The following is a 14,639-nucleotide window of genomic DNA, read 5'->3' as shown; positions in this document are numbered from 1 at the left end:
CTTAAATATCGTTTCAAATCGTATTTAACTAAAAAACAAATCCACGAGAATCGCGTATTTTAAAATTGCTGTACCTAATTACAGAATACGTAAATTATCAGCAGTATACATTTAGTTATAATTATAAAGTTAATTGTAGTTTTATAACCTTTTGTGAAAATGTATTTTAGTTTTACATAATTAATGATATAAGCATAAAGACAATTATCATTAATTATGTGAAATATCGCTGAAATTGTAACCGTTAATTTAAAATTGACAATTCGAGTTACGGTAAATAACTCTTTATTTATTAATGTTTATAGGAGGTAAAGAGGTTTTCTGAAAAGATAGCTAACAATTTAAAACTGCTAAAAAAGCATTTTTTTGGAATAATGCTAAATTAAAATTACCATTTATATTTTTTTAGTTTTGCTTCATTTATTGACGATTCTAAAATCACAAGATCAAAAATTTTCTCTATTGCATTTTTAGACTCTTTACTTATTACTTCTAAATTTTTAAGCTTTGTATATTTTGCATCCAATTTTATAAAATCTGGATCATCACTATTTGTAGTGTGGATTAACTTATTAGTTAATTCTTCTATTCCAATATTTAAAGCATTAGCTAGCTTAAAAATCGTTTTAGCTGATGGCTTGGCTTTGTTATTTTCATATCTACCAATTTGTACAAAGGATACACCTGATTTGTCCTCTAGCTCAACTAAAGTTAATCCTCTTAGCGTTCTTAATTCCTTAAGTCTCTCACCTATAGTCATTATTCTTTGGGATATTAAACTTTTTTATACTATTTTTATACTTTTATTAAACCTTTATAGATTTAAATTACTTTTAGTGCTAAAAGCAATTTTTATGAAGCACATATTGTTATTTGCAATATTTACAATATTTACAATATATGCAATACTTGCAATACCTGCAATATAAATAAAAGGGAAATCCCGATTTTCTTAATGAGAATTTTTAGAATAAAGATTAGAATAATATTTTTTAGATACAATGACTTAAAAGTATATATTAATTAAACTCTTGACATATGGATAATTACAAGATTAAAGATAAGAAACTAATAATTTCTATTGATTATTTAGTTGATTTAGGTTGTAACCGAAGAACTATGGAAAATAGTATCTCAAAGTTCAACAAAGGTAATTCTATTTTTTTTCACGCCCATAAGGATCCAATAACCAATAAGAAATGGATTTATTATGAGTCCATTCCGAAACGTCTTTTAAAAAAGTTTAATATTTCTACAGATAGGGATATAGCCCTAAAAACATTAAGAGAAATAGAAAAAAATGACATTTTTAAAATTAGAAGTGAAATTAATTTGTTATTAAAAATTCAATGGGATAATCCAATATATTGGAAACAGTATATACCCAATTATGTACTATATTTTTTAGATGCTGAAAAAAGAAATTTATTTGCAAAAACCCATTCTATCATTAGTTGTGTAATAGAATTAAAGAAGAGTAGAAATTACAAACTATGCGATATTCATACGGTTTATTTAAAATTTGAAAATGCAGTTTTTTGGAATGAAAGTTATAATTATTTCTCTAAAAAGATTTTAGAAGCCGAAAGAATGGGGATTCCTGATGCTTTAGTTCACGGATTTAAGCGCTTTGGAAGAAATAATTATCGGTTAAATAATTTTGCTAAAAAAAGAATTATTCATTATTACTGTAATCCTAAGGCGTACTCTAGAAAGCAAATTAGAGATAAAGTTAATTTAGAATTAACTGAGAGAGGTTTAAATACAATCTCCTATAATTCCGTAACACTTTTTATGCGTAATAATGAGTTTCGAAATAAATATGATATATTAAGGAAAGGAATTGAATTCGGATACAATGATTTATTTCCATACCTAACACGTAAAGAGCCTCAATTTATTGGAGAATTATTTCAGATAGATTCGACAAGATTAAACATTAAATACCTTTCAGAAGATAAAAAAATTCAGTCCTTATACCTGTGTGTTGTAATGGATGTTTTTACTAGAAAAATTATTGGTTATTCATTCTCAGATTCAGAAAATCAAGTTTTAATAATGGAATCTATTAGAATGGCGTTTAAGGAGTTTTCTATAATTCCCAAACAAATTGTTGTAGACAGCCATTCATCATATTCCTCTGAAGAATTTAAAAAATTTATTAATGTAATGGATGAATATGGAGTTGATGTAAGAAAATCGAGACCGTATAACCCAAGAGATAAGGGTCACGTAGAAAGATGGTTTAGAACATTTTCAAGTTCATATTTAAATCAACTAATGGGTAATTTAGGTTATGGTATTAAATCTAAGATTGCAGACGGTAGAGCAGCTCAAAGTTTAGAAAGGTTTTATAATAAACCTTCAAACTTACGAACTAAAAAACAGTTAATCAATGCTGTTAGTCGCCTTATTAATACCTGTAATAATGATAAAAAAGTAGTAAAGAACTCCAAAGATGCTAGTTGGTTAGCTCCAAAAAGAAATTTTTTAAAAAGAGACATAGCTAAAATATTCTTTAGTCAAAAAAGAATAAAAGTAAGAAACTCGATGGTCAGAATGAGTGTAAAAGGTTTAGTAGTAACTTATACTATACAAAACATTAAGAAAGCCAATCAGCTTAATAATGAATATGTTTATGTAAGATATGATGAAGGTAATCTTAATTCAATATACTTATTCGATATGAAAAATGGAGAATATATATGGAAATTAGAAATAGACGAGCGTATAGCTATAGTACCTAATCCTGAAGAACTAGTTAAGATTAAAAAGTTTAGCGAAAAACAGAATCAACGAATGCAAGATCAATTTGATATGGTACAAAGAGATTTGGATGAAGCTAAGGAGGAACTAAATTCTATACCAATACTTCAAGATTTCAATTCTAAAAAGACCAAAGAAGAAATCTATCGCCAAGCTGAAGATGATTATTTAATTTCAGAAATAATCAATTTAAATTATCCAAAAGATAAGGGCAAGCAATTTATGAAGAGAAAAAAAGAAAAATATAAAAGTAATAACACTTATAATAAAGTAAGAAATGAGATGAGGAAAAAAGATAGTATTAGAATTATAGAAGATTAGATCTATGAGAATTTATGCTACTTTAAATTTTTTAATGATTCAAGAACTTTGTAAAAGCACAAAAGAAGAATTAAAAATGATAGCTATAATAGGTTATCCTGGCGCAGGAAAAACTGTTGGACTTAGTTATTATCAAAAAACAAATAAAAATGTAATCTATATGATAGTAAGAAAGAGTATGAGTGCTAAAGAATTTTATATTGAGTTATTAAATGCGGTGGGTTATGAAGGTGATGTTTTAAATTTATCGTTATATGATATCATTAATGTTATCGTTTCTAAGATTAAGGCAAGCAAAAGAAAATTATTATTAATAATAGATGAAGCAGGAAAATTTAAACCAAGACAATTAGAATATATTCACGAGCTTAGAGATCAAACAAGTGACAGATTAGGAATCATACTAGCCGGACCAGAATATTTTTATGATAATTTATTTCTTTGGAAAGAAAAAAAAGTAATTGGAATCCCTGAAGTATTTAGGCGAATTGAAAAAATAGAAACATTACGATTACCAACATTCAGGGAAATTAGTGATATATGTAAAGATTTTAAAGTAACTAGTGATGAAGAAATAAAAAAATATAGAGATATAGACAGTTTTAGTGAATTAATTAATCGTTTAAAAAATAGGCCTTCAGAAGATGAAAAGGATGAAGAAGGGTCTTATTAAAAAATTATGTATTACTATCCTATATAAAGTCGCTTATTTCATTTTTGAATTCAAATGATTCAATTTTCCAATTACTATCTCTTTCAACCCATATTAAACCTTTTCTTTGTAATAGATTAATAATTTTCCAAATTTTAGTATCTAGAATATCATTATTAAATATATGTCTATATATAAGTTTTTTGTCTCTAAGTTTTACTATTCCTGTTAGTACTTTTAACTCAGGATCAGTTAATTCTCCTAGAATAATATTAATAGGTTTTTTTATTTCAGAATTAAGACTATAGTTTGGTGAATATTGTGCGCAAGTTTCACAAACTATAGGATTTTTTTGAATTGTTTTTAGAAACTCATTCCTGTTATTTACTTTTATTTTTACTTTTTGAAAACATAATGTGCAGTTTTTAAAAGTTAATATTGCATACGAATGCTTATATATTTTGTTTCGAATGTCTTTATCTAAGTTTATTTCCTTAAAAACAAAATCAGACTCTTTTTTATCATACCCCCAATATTCAAATATGGGTATTCTTGAATCTTCAGGAACACAGTCTGTTAGTACAATTTGGTATTTAATATAGTTGCTAATGATGATTTATATTTAATGACATATATGTCATTATAAAAATGCTAAATTCTTTCGACTTTTCAAACTTTATGGGAAGTCATTTTAGAAACGATATATTAATACAGAAAATTTGTACACAACTTAAACAAATGAGAGAGCGTAAGGCTCTAACTCAAGAGGATGTTTACAATGATACGGGTATTCACATTTCTAGAATAGAAACTGCTAGAGTTAATATTACAGTTAGTACATTATCATCTCTCTGTGATTACTATCAGATGAAACTCTCTGATTTTTTTAAAGAAGTTAACCTTTAGTTCAAATTAGGTGGATAATCTTCCCCTTTGATTTTTTTCTTTTTTATTATTCTTTACCTCAAGAATCAAGTTTTTTTGCTTGTAACACAGTTATATTTTATCTTACTATAGTAATATCATTTGATATTATATTTATAGATTTATTAACTCTTTACAAAATGTGTATTTTGTAAAGAGTTAATGAATTATGTTATTGAATCTACTGTTTTTGTATAATACATTAAAAATATGGTCAAAGGGCGAAATGTAAAGAGTAACAAAAAAGTAACGACAGATGATCACGAGCGGTCTAAAAATTTTCTAAGTAATACAGAGGTAAAGGATCTATTAGAAGCTTCTAAACAGAGTAGATATCCTATTAGAAATTATCTTTTATTACTAATGATGTATAGGCACGGCTTAAGAGTTTCGGAAGTAATTAATTTAAAGCTCACTGATGTTAATTTAAAGGAATCTAGGTTATGGGTAGAGAGATTAAAAAATAGTCTTTCCGTAGAGCATCCAATAGTAGGGGATGAGCTACGTGCAATAAAAAGATACTTAAGATCCAGAAAAGATAATTTGCCTTGGTTATTTATAAACGAAAGGAATTTACCCCTTACTAGGCAAGCTGTAAATTATATAGTAAAAGCAGCAGCAGATAAAACTGATATAAAAAATGTACATCCACATACATTAAGACATTCTTGTGGTTTTTATTTAGCTAACAAAGGTTATGATTTAAGACTAATACAAGATTACTTAGGACATAGAGATCCTAAGCATACAGTTAATTATACTAGGGTAGTGAGTAGTAGATTTGAAAAGCTTTGGGGTTAATGTTTTTATATAATAATATTGTTTAGAATATATCTATTACTCTTTGACAAGATTTAAGAGTAATAGATAAACCAAAGTTTAAAAACCTAAAAATAAAGGCTACTCATAATTAATTCTATACCATTTATAAGTTATTCTTACCCAATTACACATTTCCGTAATTGAACATAAAAAAATAGTTTTACATTTTGTGAAAAATTGAGAAAAAGAAGCTTTTCTTAAAATATACACAGAATAATATAAGGAACAAAACTTCCACATATCCTACCATATAGGTGTATAAGTGAGCTATAGTTCCGCATATAAACAAGTTAACAAATATTATAAAAATGAGGTACAACTTAACCAAGCATAAAATACTGAAAGTTTTAGCGGATAAGTTGACTTCAGGAATGAGTGATGATGGAAAAGCGGAAGGTGTAATCGTAGTTCCTAAAAAAGAAATAATCAATCTTATCGGAAAAAACAAAAAATTATATGCTGTAATAATTTCTGAATTGAGTGCTTGTAATGAAATTAAATATCTTGAATCTTCAGACTCGTTTATTATTGAAACTAATATTGGACTAAGTGCGTATTCAAATAAAAAATATTTGGATAAAAACTGGGGCATAATTTTGGGATGGCTAAAAAACTTTGCTCAAATATTTATACCAATTGTTTCTCTATTTATTGCGGCACTGGCATTATGGATTAAAATTGAAATGCAAAACGATATGCAAAATAACAAAATACAAGAAATAGAATCACGAATTGAGAGTATAGAAAAACTTGAATATAAAAAGCAAGAGTCTACCAAAAATGATGGAATCGATACTTTAAATCTGAGATAAAATTGAACATATCTAGGTCTGAAAATAGTACTCTAAAAAAAATAACATTTGCTAACAAAACCTAAACGTAATCCGGACTTTAGGGCAAAATCGAAAGGTCTGTGTATATTTATAAAGTCACTAAATCTTATGAATTTAGCTTTGGAAAAGAAAAAATAAAACTAAACAATAAGCTTTAGCTTCGTGCGCAGACGGAAACGAAAAGTTTCCTTGCCTACGCATTACGCTTAGACCAGCCGTTATATATAACCCTGCAAAACTAATTCAAAATTTAGAAAATGGGCAGTTTACAAGACTTGAGTGACAAACTAGGAGAATTTAAAAATCACATTGAGGATATATCAAAAATGGTAATTCCAATTATTCCAGATAAAAATGGAATGATTGACAGGCAATGTCCCAAAAGTGAATGTGAATCCCTTTTTAAAATACATAGAGAAGATTGGTTAAAGATTGTAAGAGAAGAAGAAGTATTTTGCCCTTTTTGCAAGAATAATTCCGAGGCTAAAAGTTATTTGACAGTCGAGCAAAATAATGAAGTGATTAGCGATTTGAAAAAATCAATAAGGGAATTTTGGAATTATACATATTCGCAAACTGGACAAAACATATCCATTAAACCGAGAGAGGAATTCGAGTTAAACCTAAAATGTGTAAAATGTAATTGCAGATATTCAGTTGTTGACTCTGCATATTTTTGTCCATCGTGCGGAAACAATAATATTGAAGAAAACGCTAAAAAAGCCGTTGAAAAAATTCTTTCTAATACCAATAATATAGAAAAGATTCAAGAGACCCTAGAAACAAATTTAAATAAAGACGAAGCAACAGTAATAACAAAATCTATAATTAAAAACTCCATTTCAGAAATAATAGGGACTCTCCAAAATTATAGTGAGTTGAGATATAATTCAATATCTAGTAAAACAGCACCATTTAATGCCTTTCAAAATGTTGAAAAAAGTAATAAACTATGGTTTACATTATTTGGAACTGGGTACGATGATTGGTTAACAAAGACTGAACTAGAAAATCTATATAAATACACTCAAAAAAGACACCTAATAGAACATAAGGCTGGAATAGTAGACCAGAAATACATAACTAAAACTGGAGATATAAATTATCAAGAAGGAGAAAGAATAATAATAAAGCCCAATGACGTAGTATGTTTAGGAAAAATAGTTATTAAACTTTTAAATGAAATATCAATGCTAAAAAAAGGCAGTATATAACACAACCTATAAAACCAAAAAAAGTGAATTACGGAACTGTTCCTGTTTTTAAGGATTTATACGGAAATTGATGGGACTTACTGGAATTAAATCCTAAATCCTGAACGGCTGCTTAAACTCTGTAAAATTCATAGCAAGTACAAGCGTGCTAACGAAAAGCCTTCAGGTTTAAATTCATTTATAAATAATATTTTCAACTTTAATATTTCTTTAGAATCAAATATTAATTTTATTTTTTTAAATTCATTAATATGAAATATTTAGTAGCTGAAGATGAACTAGATTTACAACAATCTATTGTTACCTATTTGCAACGTGATGGGAATATTTGTGAAGTTGCTTCAGATTTTGGTGAAGCTTCAGAAAAAGCAGCTATTTATGATTATGATGTAATTATCTTAGATATTAATCTTATTTCTGGTAGTGGTCTAGACGTGCTCCGTTTTTTAAAAAAAGAGAAAAAGAGGGCAGGGGTTATTATTATTTCGGCAAATAACTCTTTAACAGATAAGTTAGAAGGACTTGATTTAGGTGCAGATGATTACATTACAAAGCCATTTCACTTAGCAGAATTAAATTCTCGTATAAAAGCAGTTCTTCGTCGTGGCAAATATGGTGGGGACGAAATTATGGAGTTTAACGAGATAAAAATAGATACAAAATCTAGAACGGCTTACATAGACGGTAAAGCAATCGCGTTAACTCGTAAAGAATATGATTTACTTGTGTTTTTTATATCTAACAAGGGTCGTGTACTTTCAAAAGAAATTATAGCAGAACATCTTTGGGGAGATAATAGTGATTTGTTAGATAATTTTGATTTTATTTACGTACATATTAATAATCTGCGTAAAAAGTTAACTGCTGAAGGCGCTAAATATATAAAAACTGCCTATGGTAGTGGATATAAATTTATTGAAGATTAATAAATTATTTAAACGTGTCAAAAAAAACAAGACTTATACAAAAAACCTCTAAGACTTTTTTGTTTGGAGGTGTACTTTTAGTATTATTAAGCTCTTTAGCGTTGTATTTTTACACCAGCTATCTTTTAAAAAGTGAGGTAGAAGAAGTTTTGTATTCAACAGAGTCTAGAGTTGCAGATGCCATTAAAAATGATAGTGTTGTTTTTTCTTTATCACCGGTTATAGAAGTTAAAAAAACGGATAATGTACAAAGTGAAGTATTAAAGGATACAATTATTTATGACCCTTCTCAAGACGAAATGGAATTGTTTAGAGAACTTTCAACTTATAAAAATATTAATGGCATAGACTACCAAATAACAGTAAGAAATATGGTTGTTGAATCTGAAGATTTAGCTTTGGCAATTGTTATTTCTAACATTACGATATTTGTAATTGCGTTTATATTTCTTTTTTACTTTAATACTACTAGAAACCTTAAATTATGGGATCCGTTTTTTAAGAACTTAGAACAAATGAAACGTTTTTCATTAACATCTAAAGATACCTTAAATTTAGTAGATAGTGATGTTTTAGAATTTTCTGAATTAAAAACCGAAATTGAAACTTTAGCGGATAAAGTAAGGAAAGATTACGAAAGTTTAAAACAGTTTACCGAGGATGTATCACATGAGATGCAAACGCCATTAGCTATTATCCAGGCCAAGATAGATAATATTATAAATGAACACGAAATAAGTGATAAACAGTTTGAGCAAGTAACATCCATTCAAAAAGATATTCAACGTTTAAAACAGCTTAATAAAAGAATAACAACTTTAACTAAGATTGATAATAATCAATTTATAAATATTGAAAATGTCAACGTATCTGATTTAATTAATGAAAAGATTGAAAGTTTTAAAGAGCTCCAATTTGCAAACCTAGTTTATAATCCAGAAAACAAACTCTCTGTTTCTATGGATGTATATCTAGCAGATATATTAATTAATAACTTAATTTCTAACGCTATTAAGCACAGTAAAAAGAATGAAGAGATTACAATTATAACCAAAAGTAAATTGTTGATTATTTCTAACTTTGGAGAGAAAGTTTTAGCAAATCCAGAGAATTTATTTTTACGATTTTATAGAGAATCTAGTACAAATCAGTCAACAGGATTGGGATTAGCTATTGTAAAAAAAATATGTGATTTATATGAATTTAAAATCTCATATAAATTTGAGGTTGATCAACATATATTCTCAATAGACTTTTTAAGAAATTAAGAGTTAGTCTTTTTTGCAATACCACTGCATTAAATAATTTATATATTTGTCAAAGTTATATGAAAATATTCTTTTCCATATCAATGTCTGTTTTATTCCTTTTTCAAGGAATAAGCATAGATATGGACTTCTGTGGACCGATTAAAGATATTTCAAAAGTCATTACCCATTATCAAGACCATAAAGTTTATGGAGACTCTTTCTTTGAATATGTAGTTGAAGATTACATTGATAATAATGCTCAAAATAAAGAGCATCATCATAGCCCAGATAAAGAAAATACACCTATTCATTCCCATAATCAATGTTGTCACCCATTGGTATTAATTATTGCCAACAATACTTTGGCTTTAACCAATCAACTAAATTTTGAAGAGAAAAAACAGTATAATTTACATAAAGTAAACTTCACTTCCAGATATTTGGAATCGCTTTTCCAGCCACCAAGGGCATAATTCAGTTTTTTTAAAGGATAACTATATCCAATTTTGAACCTATATGGTTCTTTTCATTTCGTGTAATTCTATTTTCTATATCAGAATTATACCGAAAAGTTTAACTGAATTAAAACATTTTCTATGATTAATAAAATCATTGATTTTTCAATCAATAACAAATTCATTATTGGTTTGCTAACGCTTACCATTGTTGGAGCAGGTATTTGGAGTATGACCCAAGTGCCCATCGATGCTGTTCCAGATATTACCAACAACCAAGTACAGGTTATTACACAAGCACCCAATTTAGGTACAGAGGACATTGAACAATTTGTAACCTATCCAGTAGAAGTTGCAATGAGCAACCTACCTGATGTAAAGGAAATCCGTTCCATTTCTCGTTTTGGTTTATCTGTGGTTACTATTGTTTTTGACGATGATATGGGAACCTATCTACCACGTCAATTAGTAGCTGAAAAGCTAAACGAAGTTAAAGAACAAATTCCAAGTGGTTTTGGCGAACCTGCTATGGGACCTATCTCTTCTGGATTAGGAGAAATCTATCAATACACACTTAAAGTAAAACCAGAGTATAAAGACAAATATTCAGTTACTGATTTGCGCACAATGCAGGATTGGATTGTACAACGTCAAATGGCAATGGTTCCTGGTGTGGTAGAAGTAAACGCTATTGGTGGTAAAATTAAACAGTACGAAGTAGCAGTTGATCCAAACGAATTAAACGCTATTGGTCTAACAATTACAGATGTGTTTAATGCTCTTGAAGCCAATAATCAAAATACAGGAGGTGCATATATTGAGAAGAACCATCAAGCTAACTTTATTCGAGGAGAAGGTTTGGTACGAAATTTAGATGATATTAAAAAAATCACTGTCAAGAATATTAATAACATTCCTGTTACTATTGACGATATTGCCAAAGTACAATTTGGTTCAGCTATTCGTTATGGTGCATTAACACAAGATGGAGAAGGCGAAGTAGTAGGTGGTTTGGTTATGATGCTAAAAGGAGCAAATTCCAATGATGTTATTGCAAACGTAAAAGAGCGAATGTCTCAAATTGAAAAGTCATTACCCGAAGGCGTAATTATTGAGCCATTATTAGACCGAAGTAAATTAATTAGCGAAACAACTTCTACGGTTACAACTAATCTTATTGAAGGCGCATTAATTGTCATTTTTGTGTTGGTTTTTTTGTTAGGTAATTGGCGAGGTGGTTTAATAGTGGCTTCTACTATTCCATTATCCTTATTATTCGCTTTTATTTTAATGAACGTTTTTGATGTTTGGGTAAATTTAATGAGTTTAGGAGCAATAGATTTTGGAATCATTGTAGATGGAGCTGTAATTATTGTCGAAAGCACTGTTTTTCTTATAGCATCACAGGTTTTGAAAAAGAAACAACTTACATCTAAAGAAAGAGATAAAGTTGCTACTAATGCTTCAAAAAAGATGATGAATGCTGCTTTCTTCGGTCAATTAATTATCCTTATCGTTTTTCTTCCCATTTTAGCCTTGCAAGGTATAGAAGGAAAAATGTTTAAACCAATGGCTTTGACTTTTATTTTTGCTATGATTGGAGCAATGGTACTGTGTTTAACCTATGTACCAATGATGTCAGCTTTAATATTAAGAGCACCAAAAAATGATAAAAAATCCTATGGAGATAGATTTGTAAATTGGGTTGAAGACAAATATCAACCTTTATTGGTTAGAGCCTTACGAAAAGGTAAATGGGTAATTGGCGTTGCAGTTGTATTGTTCGGAATTACAGTTTTTATGTTTTCTCGAATAGGTGGTGAGTTTATCCCGCAATTGGATGAAGGGGATATTGCATTTCACGCTATTTTAAAACCAGGTAGTTCCCTTACAGAAACCATTGAAACTACGACTAAAATAGAACAAATAGTAAAAGCAAAATTTCCAGAAGTCGATAAAATTGTTAGTCGTATTGGGGTTGCTGAAATTCCAACAGACCCAATGCCAATGGATATTGCTGATGTTTTTGTGATTCTGAAACCCAAAAGCGAATGGACAACAGTAGAGTCAAAGGATGAATTAATTGAAGCAATGAAAGAAGCAGTTGGAATGGTTCCTGGTGTTAATTATGAGTTTACCCAACCTATCGAGATGCGCTTCAATGAATTGCTTGAAGGAGTTCGTGAAGATATTGCCATAAAGCTCTATGGTGAAGATATTGACATTCTATCTCAAAAAGCAGAAGAAATATCTAAAATTATTGCAGGTACTGAAGGTATTGGAGATATGAAAGCGGAAGCCACAACAGGTCTACCACAAATGACTATTAATTACAATAGAAATAAATTGGCACAATACGGACTTCAAATAAATACGCTTAATCAAACCATACAATCTGCATTTGCAGGTGGTATAGCAGGTGTTATTTTTGAAGGTGAAAAACGTTTCGATTTGGTAGTACGTTTAAGTGCTCAAAACCGAAAAGATATTTCCGATGTTCAAAACTTGTATATCAACCTACCTTCTGGCTCTCAAATTCCATTACGTGAAATTGCGGATGTTAGCTACAAAGCTGGTCCAATGCAAATCAGTAGAGACAATACAAACAGAAGAACTTATGTAGGTGTCAATGTTAGAGGGCGTGACGTAAAATCGTTAGTTACAGAAATTAAATCAAAATTAGATGCACAATTAAAACTTCCATCAGGTTATTTTATTCGCTATGGTGGTGCTTTTGAAAATTTAGAACGTGCCAGTAACCGTTTACAAACTGTTGTTCCTATTGCCTTGTTACTCATTTTTGTACTGATTTATTTTGCATTAAAATCCTTATCACAAACCTTGATGATTTACATCGCAATCCCAATGGCAACCATTGGTGGTGTTGTAGCGTTGTGGTTACGAGATATGCCATTTAGTATCTCGGCAGGTGTTGGTTTTATTGTTTTGTTTGGTGTTGCAGTATTAAACGGATTAGTAATGATTAGTGGTCTGAATGAGTTAAAAGAAGAGGGTATTACCAATCTAAAAGATAGAATTATAGAAGGTACTAAACGAAGAATCAGACCTATTATGCTAACTGCCTTTACAGATGTATTAGGCTTTTTACCAATGGCTATTTCATCATCAGCAGGTGCAGAAGTACAACGACCTTTAGCAACCGTTGTAATTGGTGGTTTGTTAACCTCTACATTATTAACATTATTCGTTTTACCTATATTGTATCATTGGGTAGAAAACAAATCATTTAAGTTTAGAGCAAATAAAAAAGTAATTACAGTTACTGCTGTCATAGCTTTTATGTTTTTGTTGCCAATAACAGGAGATGCGCAACAAATAAATGATTCTTTACCAATTATTTCGATGCAAGAAGCTGTAAAATTGGCTAAAGAAAACTATCCAAGTTTAAAACAACAACAACTCGAAATTGATAAGCAACAACAATTAAAAGGAACTGCTTATGATTTTGGAACGACTCAAATTTTTACGGGAGGTGAAGAAATCAATAACGGAAATGGTATTTACACCACTATTGGAGTTGGTCAATCAAATATTGATGTATTTGGTATAGCACCAAAGAGAAAATTACTGGAGCAACGTATTCAGTTAGCTAAAAAAGCGTTTCAGCTTTCAGAATTAGATTTAGAATTGGAAGTAAAGAAAGCTTGGGCAAATGCTTTACAGAGTAAAAGGAATTATAATTTATACAAAGAGTTAGATTCCATCTATACCAACTTTGAAAAAGCAGTTGCTTTAAATTATGAAGTAGAAGCCATTTCTAAACTTGAATATGCAGCAGCCAAAAATCAAGCCTTACAGATTCAGAATAAATTTTTGCAATCAAAAAGCAAATATGTTATTGCTTTACAACAATTAAACTTGTGGTTGATTTCAGATGATTTTTATACGGTTTCAGATGAAATTGATATAGCGAGCGAAATAAATGTAGAATCCTTTACTTTAGAAACACACCCTTTATATAGTTTTTCTCAACTTCAACTCGCAGAGGCAGAAGCAAACTTTAAAGCTGCCAAAGCTGAAAATTTACCAAAGTTAAACCTTCAGGGTGGTTTACAAAAAGTAAATGGAAATTCAGGGTTTTATACCTATCAAGCTGGTATTTCCATACCGTTTTTGTCTGGTACAACAAAAGCACAAGTTAGAACTGCAAAAATTGATAGGCAAATTGCCGAATCAAATATGCAGTTCAAGCAAAAGGAAGTGCAATCTAAATTTAATCAAGCCAAAGAAAATCACCAAAAATGGAAAACATCTTGGCTGTTCTATAAGGATGAAGTATTACCACTTATTAAAGAACAAAAAACTGGTGCTTTGTTTGCTTATAAAGAAGGAGAGATTGATTACACAGCGTTTACACAACTTATAAAAGAAGCTATTCAATCTGAATTACAATCTCAAGAAGCATTAATAAATTATTTAGAAAGCACATTTCAACTACAATATTTTAATCAATAA

11 protein-coding genes are annotated in these 14,639 nt (G+C 29.4%); 10 read left to right on the top strand and 1 reads right to left on the bottom strand.

Features of this window, described 5'->3' with window-relative positions:
• Window positions 1–388 precede the first annotated feature (388 nt).
• Window positions 389–760 carry a helix-turn-helix domain-containing protein gene (locus KLA_RS17465; protein WP_051456024.1) on the bottom strand — a complete coding sequence of 124 codons (372 nt, stop codon included), beginning with the start codon at window positions 758–760 and terminating at the stop codon, window positions 389–391.
• 278 nt (window positions 761–1,038) lie between these two features.
• Here KLA_RS17465 and KLA_RS02730 point away from each other — a divergent pair, with 278 nt between their 5' ends.
• The 10 genes from KLA_RS02730 (at window position 1,039) to KLA_RS02685 (ending at window position 14,639) form a co-directional block, all read left to right on the top strand.
• Complete coding sequence (locus KLA_RS02730; RefSeq protein ID WP_034643600.1) at window positions 1,039–3,087, top strand: integrase catalytic domain-containing protein; 2,049 nt, start codon at window positions 1,039–1,041, stop codon at window positions 3,085–3,087.
• 34 nt (window positions 3,088–3,121) lie between these two features.
• Window positions 3,122–3,760: an ATP-binding protein gene (locus KLA_RS02725; protein WP_161633451.1), complete on the top strand. Its 639-nt coding sequence runs from the start codon at window positions 3,122–3,124 to the stop codon at window positions 3,758–3,760.
• Window positions 3,761–4,387: 627 nt separating this feature from the next.
• Complete coding sequence (locus KLA_RS18605) at window positions 4,388–4,645, top strand: helix-turn-helix domain-containing protein (RefSeq protein WP_370511824.1); 258 nt, start codon at window positions 4,388–4,390, stop codon at window positions 4,643–4,645.
• A gap of 228 nt (window positions 4,646–4,873) precedes the next feature.
• Entirely contained in the window at window positions 4,874–5,464 is a 591-nt protein-coding gene (locus KLA_RS02715; RefSeq protein WP_051456023.1) for a tyrosine-type recombinase/integrase, read from the top strand.
• Window positions 5,465–5,793: 329 nt separating this feature from the next.
• Window positions 5,794–6,297 carry a hypothetical protein gene (locus tag KLA_RS02710; protein ID WP_034643594.1) on the top strand — a complete coding sequence of 168 codons (504 nt, stop codon included), beginning with the start codon at window positions 5,794–5,796 and terminating at the stop codon, window positions 6,295–6,297.
• 278 nt (window positions 6,298–6,575) lie between these two features.
• Window positions 6,576–7,532: a hypothetical protein gene (locus KLA_RS02705; RefSeq protein WP_034643591.1), complete on the top strand. Its 957-nt coding sequence runs from the start codon at window positions 6,576–6,578 to the stop codon at window positions 7,530–7,532.
• 251 nt (window positions 7,533–7,783) lie between these two features.
• Window positions 7,784–8,458 carry a response regulator transcription factor gene (locus tag KLA_RS02700; RefSeq protein ID WP_034643588.1) on the top strand — a complete coding sequence of 225 codons (675 nt, stop codon included), beginning with the start codon at window positions 7,784–7,786 and terminating at the stop codon, window positions 8,456–8,458.
• Between the two features lie 14 nt (window positions 8,459–8,472).
• A complete protein-coding gene (locus tag KLA_RS02695) occupies window positions 8,473–9,726 on the top strand; it encodes a sensor histidine kinase (RefSeq protein ID WP_034643585.1) in 1,254 nt (417 codons plus the stop codon).
• Between the two features lie 59 nt (window positions 9,727–9,785).
• Window positions 9,786–10,181, top strand: coding sequence for a hypothetical protein (locus KLA_RS02690; protein ID WP_232228764.1), 396 nt, complete (start codon window positions 9,786–9,788; stop codon window positions 10,179–10,181).
• 123 nt (window positions 10,182–10,304) lie between these two features.
• Window positions 10,305–14,639 (top strand): CusA/CzcA family heavy metal efflux RND transporter, encoded by a 4,335-nt coding sequence (locus KLA_RS02685; protein WP_034643579.1) that lies wholly within the window; start codon window positions 10,305–10,307, stop codon window positions 14,637–14,639.

The organism is Cellulophaga geojensis KL-A (genome assembly GCF_000568425.1).
Lineage (GTDB): Bacteria > Bacteroidota > Bacteroidia > Flavobacteriales > Flavobacteriaceae > Cellulophaga > Cellulophaga lytica.
This window is presented reverse-complemented; position numbering and strand designations above follow the sequence as displayed.

What these genes read in the sequence shown, in the direction of transcription:
- KLA_RS17465 (WP_051456024.1), bottom strand. Translation starts at nt 760, where the DNA reads ATGACTATAGGTGAGAGACTTAAGGAATTAAGAACGCTAAGAGGATTA.
- KLA_RS02730 (WP_034643600.1), top strand. Translation starts at nt 1,039, where the DNA reads ATGGATAATTACAAGATTAAAGATAAGAAACTAATAATTTCTATTGAT.
- KLA_RS02725 (WP_161633451.1), top strand. Translation starts at nt 3,122, where the DNA reads ATGATTCAAGAACTTTGTAAAAGCACAAAAGAAGAATTAAAAATGATA.
- KLA_RS18605 (WP_370511824.1), top strand. Translation starts at nt 4,388, where the DNA reads ATGCTAAATTCTTTCGACTTTTCAAACTTTATGGGAAGTCATTTTAGA.
- KLA_RS02715 (WP_051456023.1), top strand. Translation starts at nt 4,874, where the DNA reads ATGGTCAAAGGGCGAAATGTAAAGAGTAACAAAAAAGTAACGACAGAT.
- KLA_RS02710 (WP_034643594.1), top strand. Translation starts at nt 5,794, where the DNA reads ATGAGGTACAACTTAACCAAGCATAAAATACTGAAAGTTTTAGCGGAT.
- KLA_RS02705 (WP_034643591.1), top strand. Translation starts at nt 6,576, where the DNA reads ATGGGCAGTTTACAAGACTTGAGTGACAAACTAGGAGAATTTAAAAAT.
- KLA_RS02700 (WP_034643588.1), top strand. Translation starts at nt 7,784, where the DNA reads ATGAAATATTTAGTAGCTGAAGATGAACTAGATTTACAACAATCTATT.
- KLA_RS02690 (WP_232228764.1), top strand. Translation starts at nt 9,786, where the DNA reads ATGAAAATATTCTTTTCCATATCAATGTCTGTTTTATTCCTTTTTCAA.
- KLA_RS02685 (WP_034643579.1), top strand. Translation starts at nt 10,305, where the DNA reads ATGATTAATAAAATCATTGATTTTTCAATCAATAACAAATTCATTATT.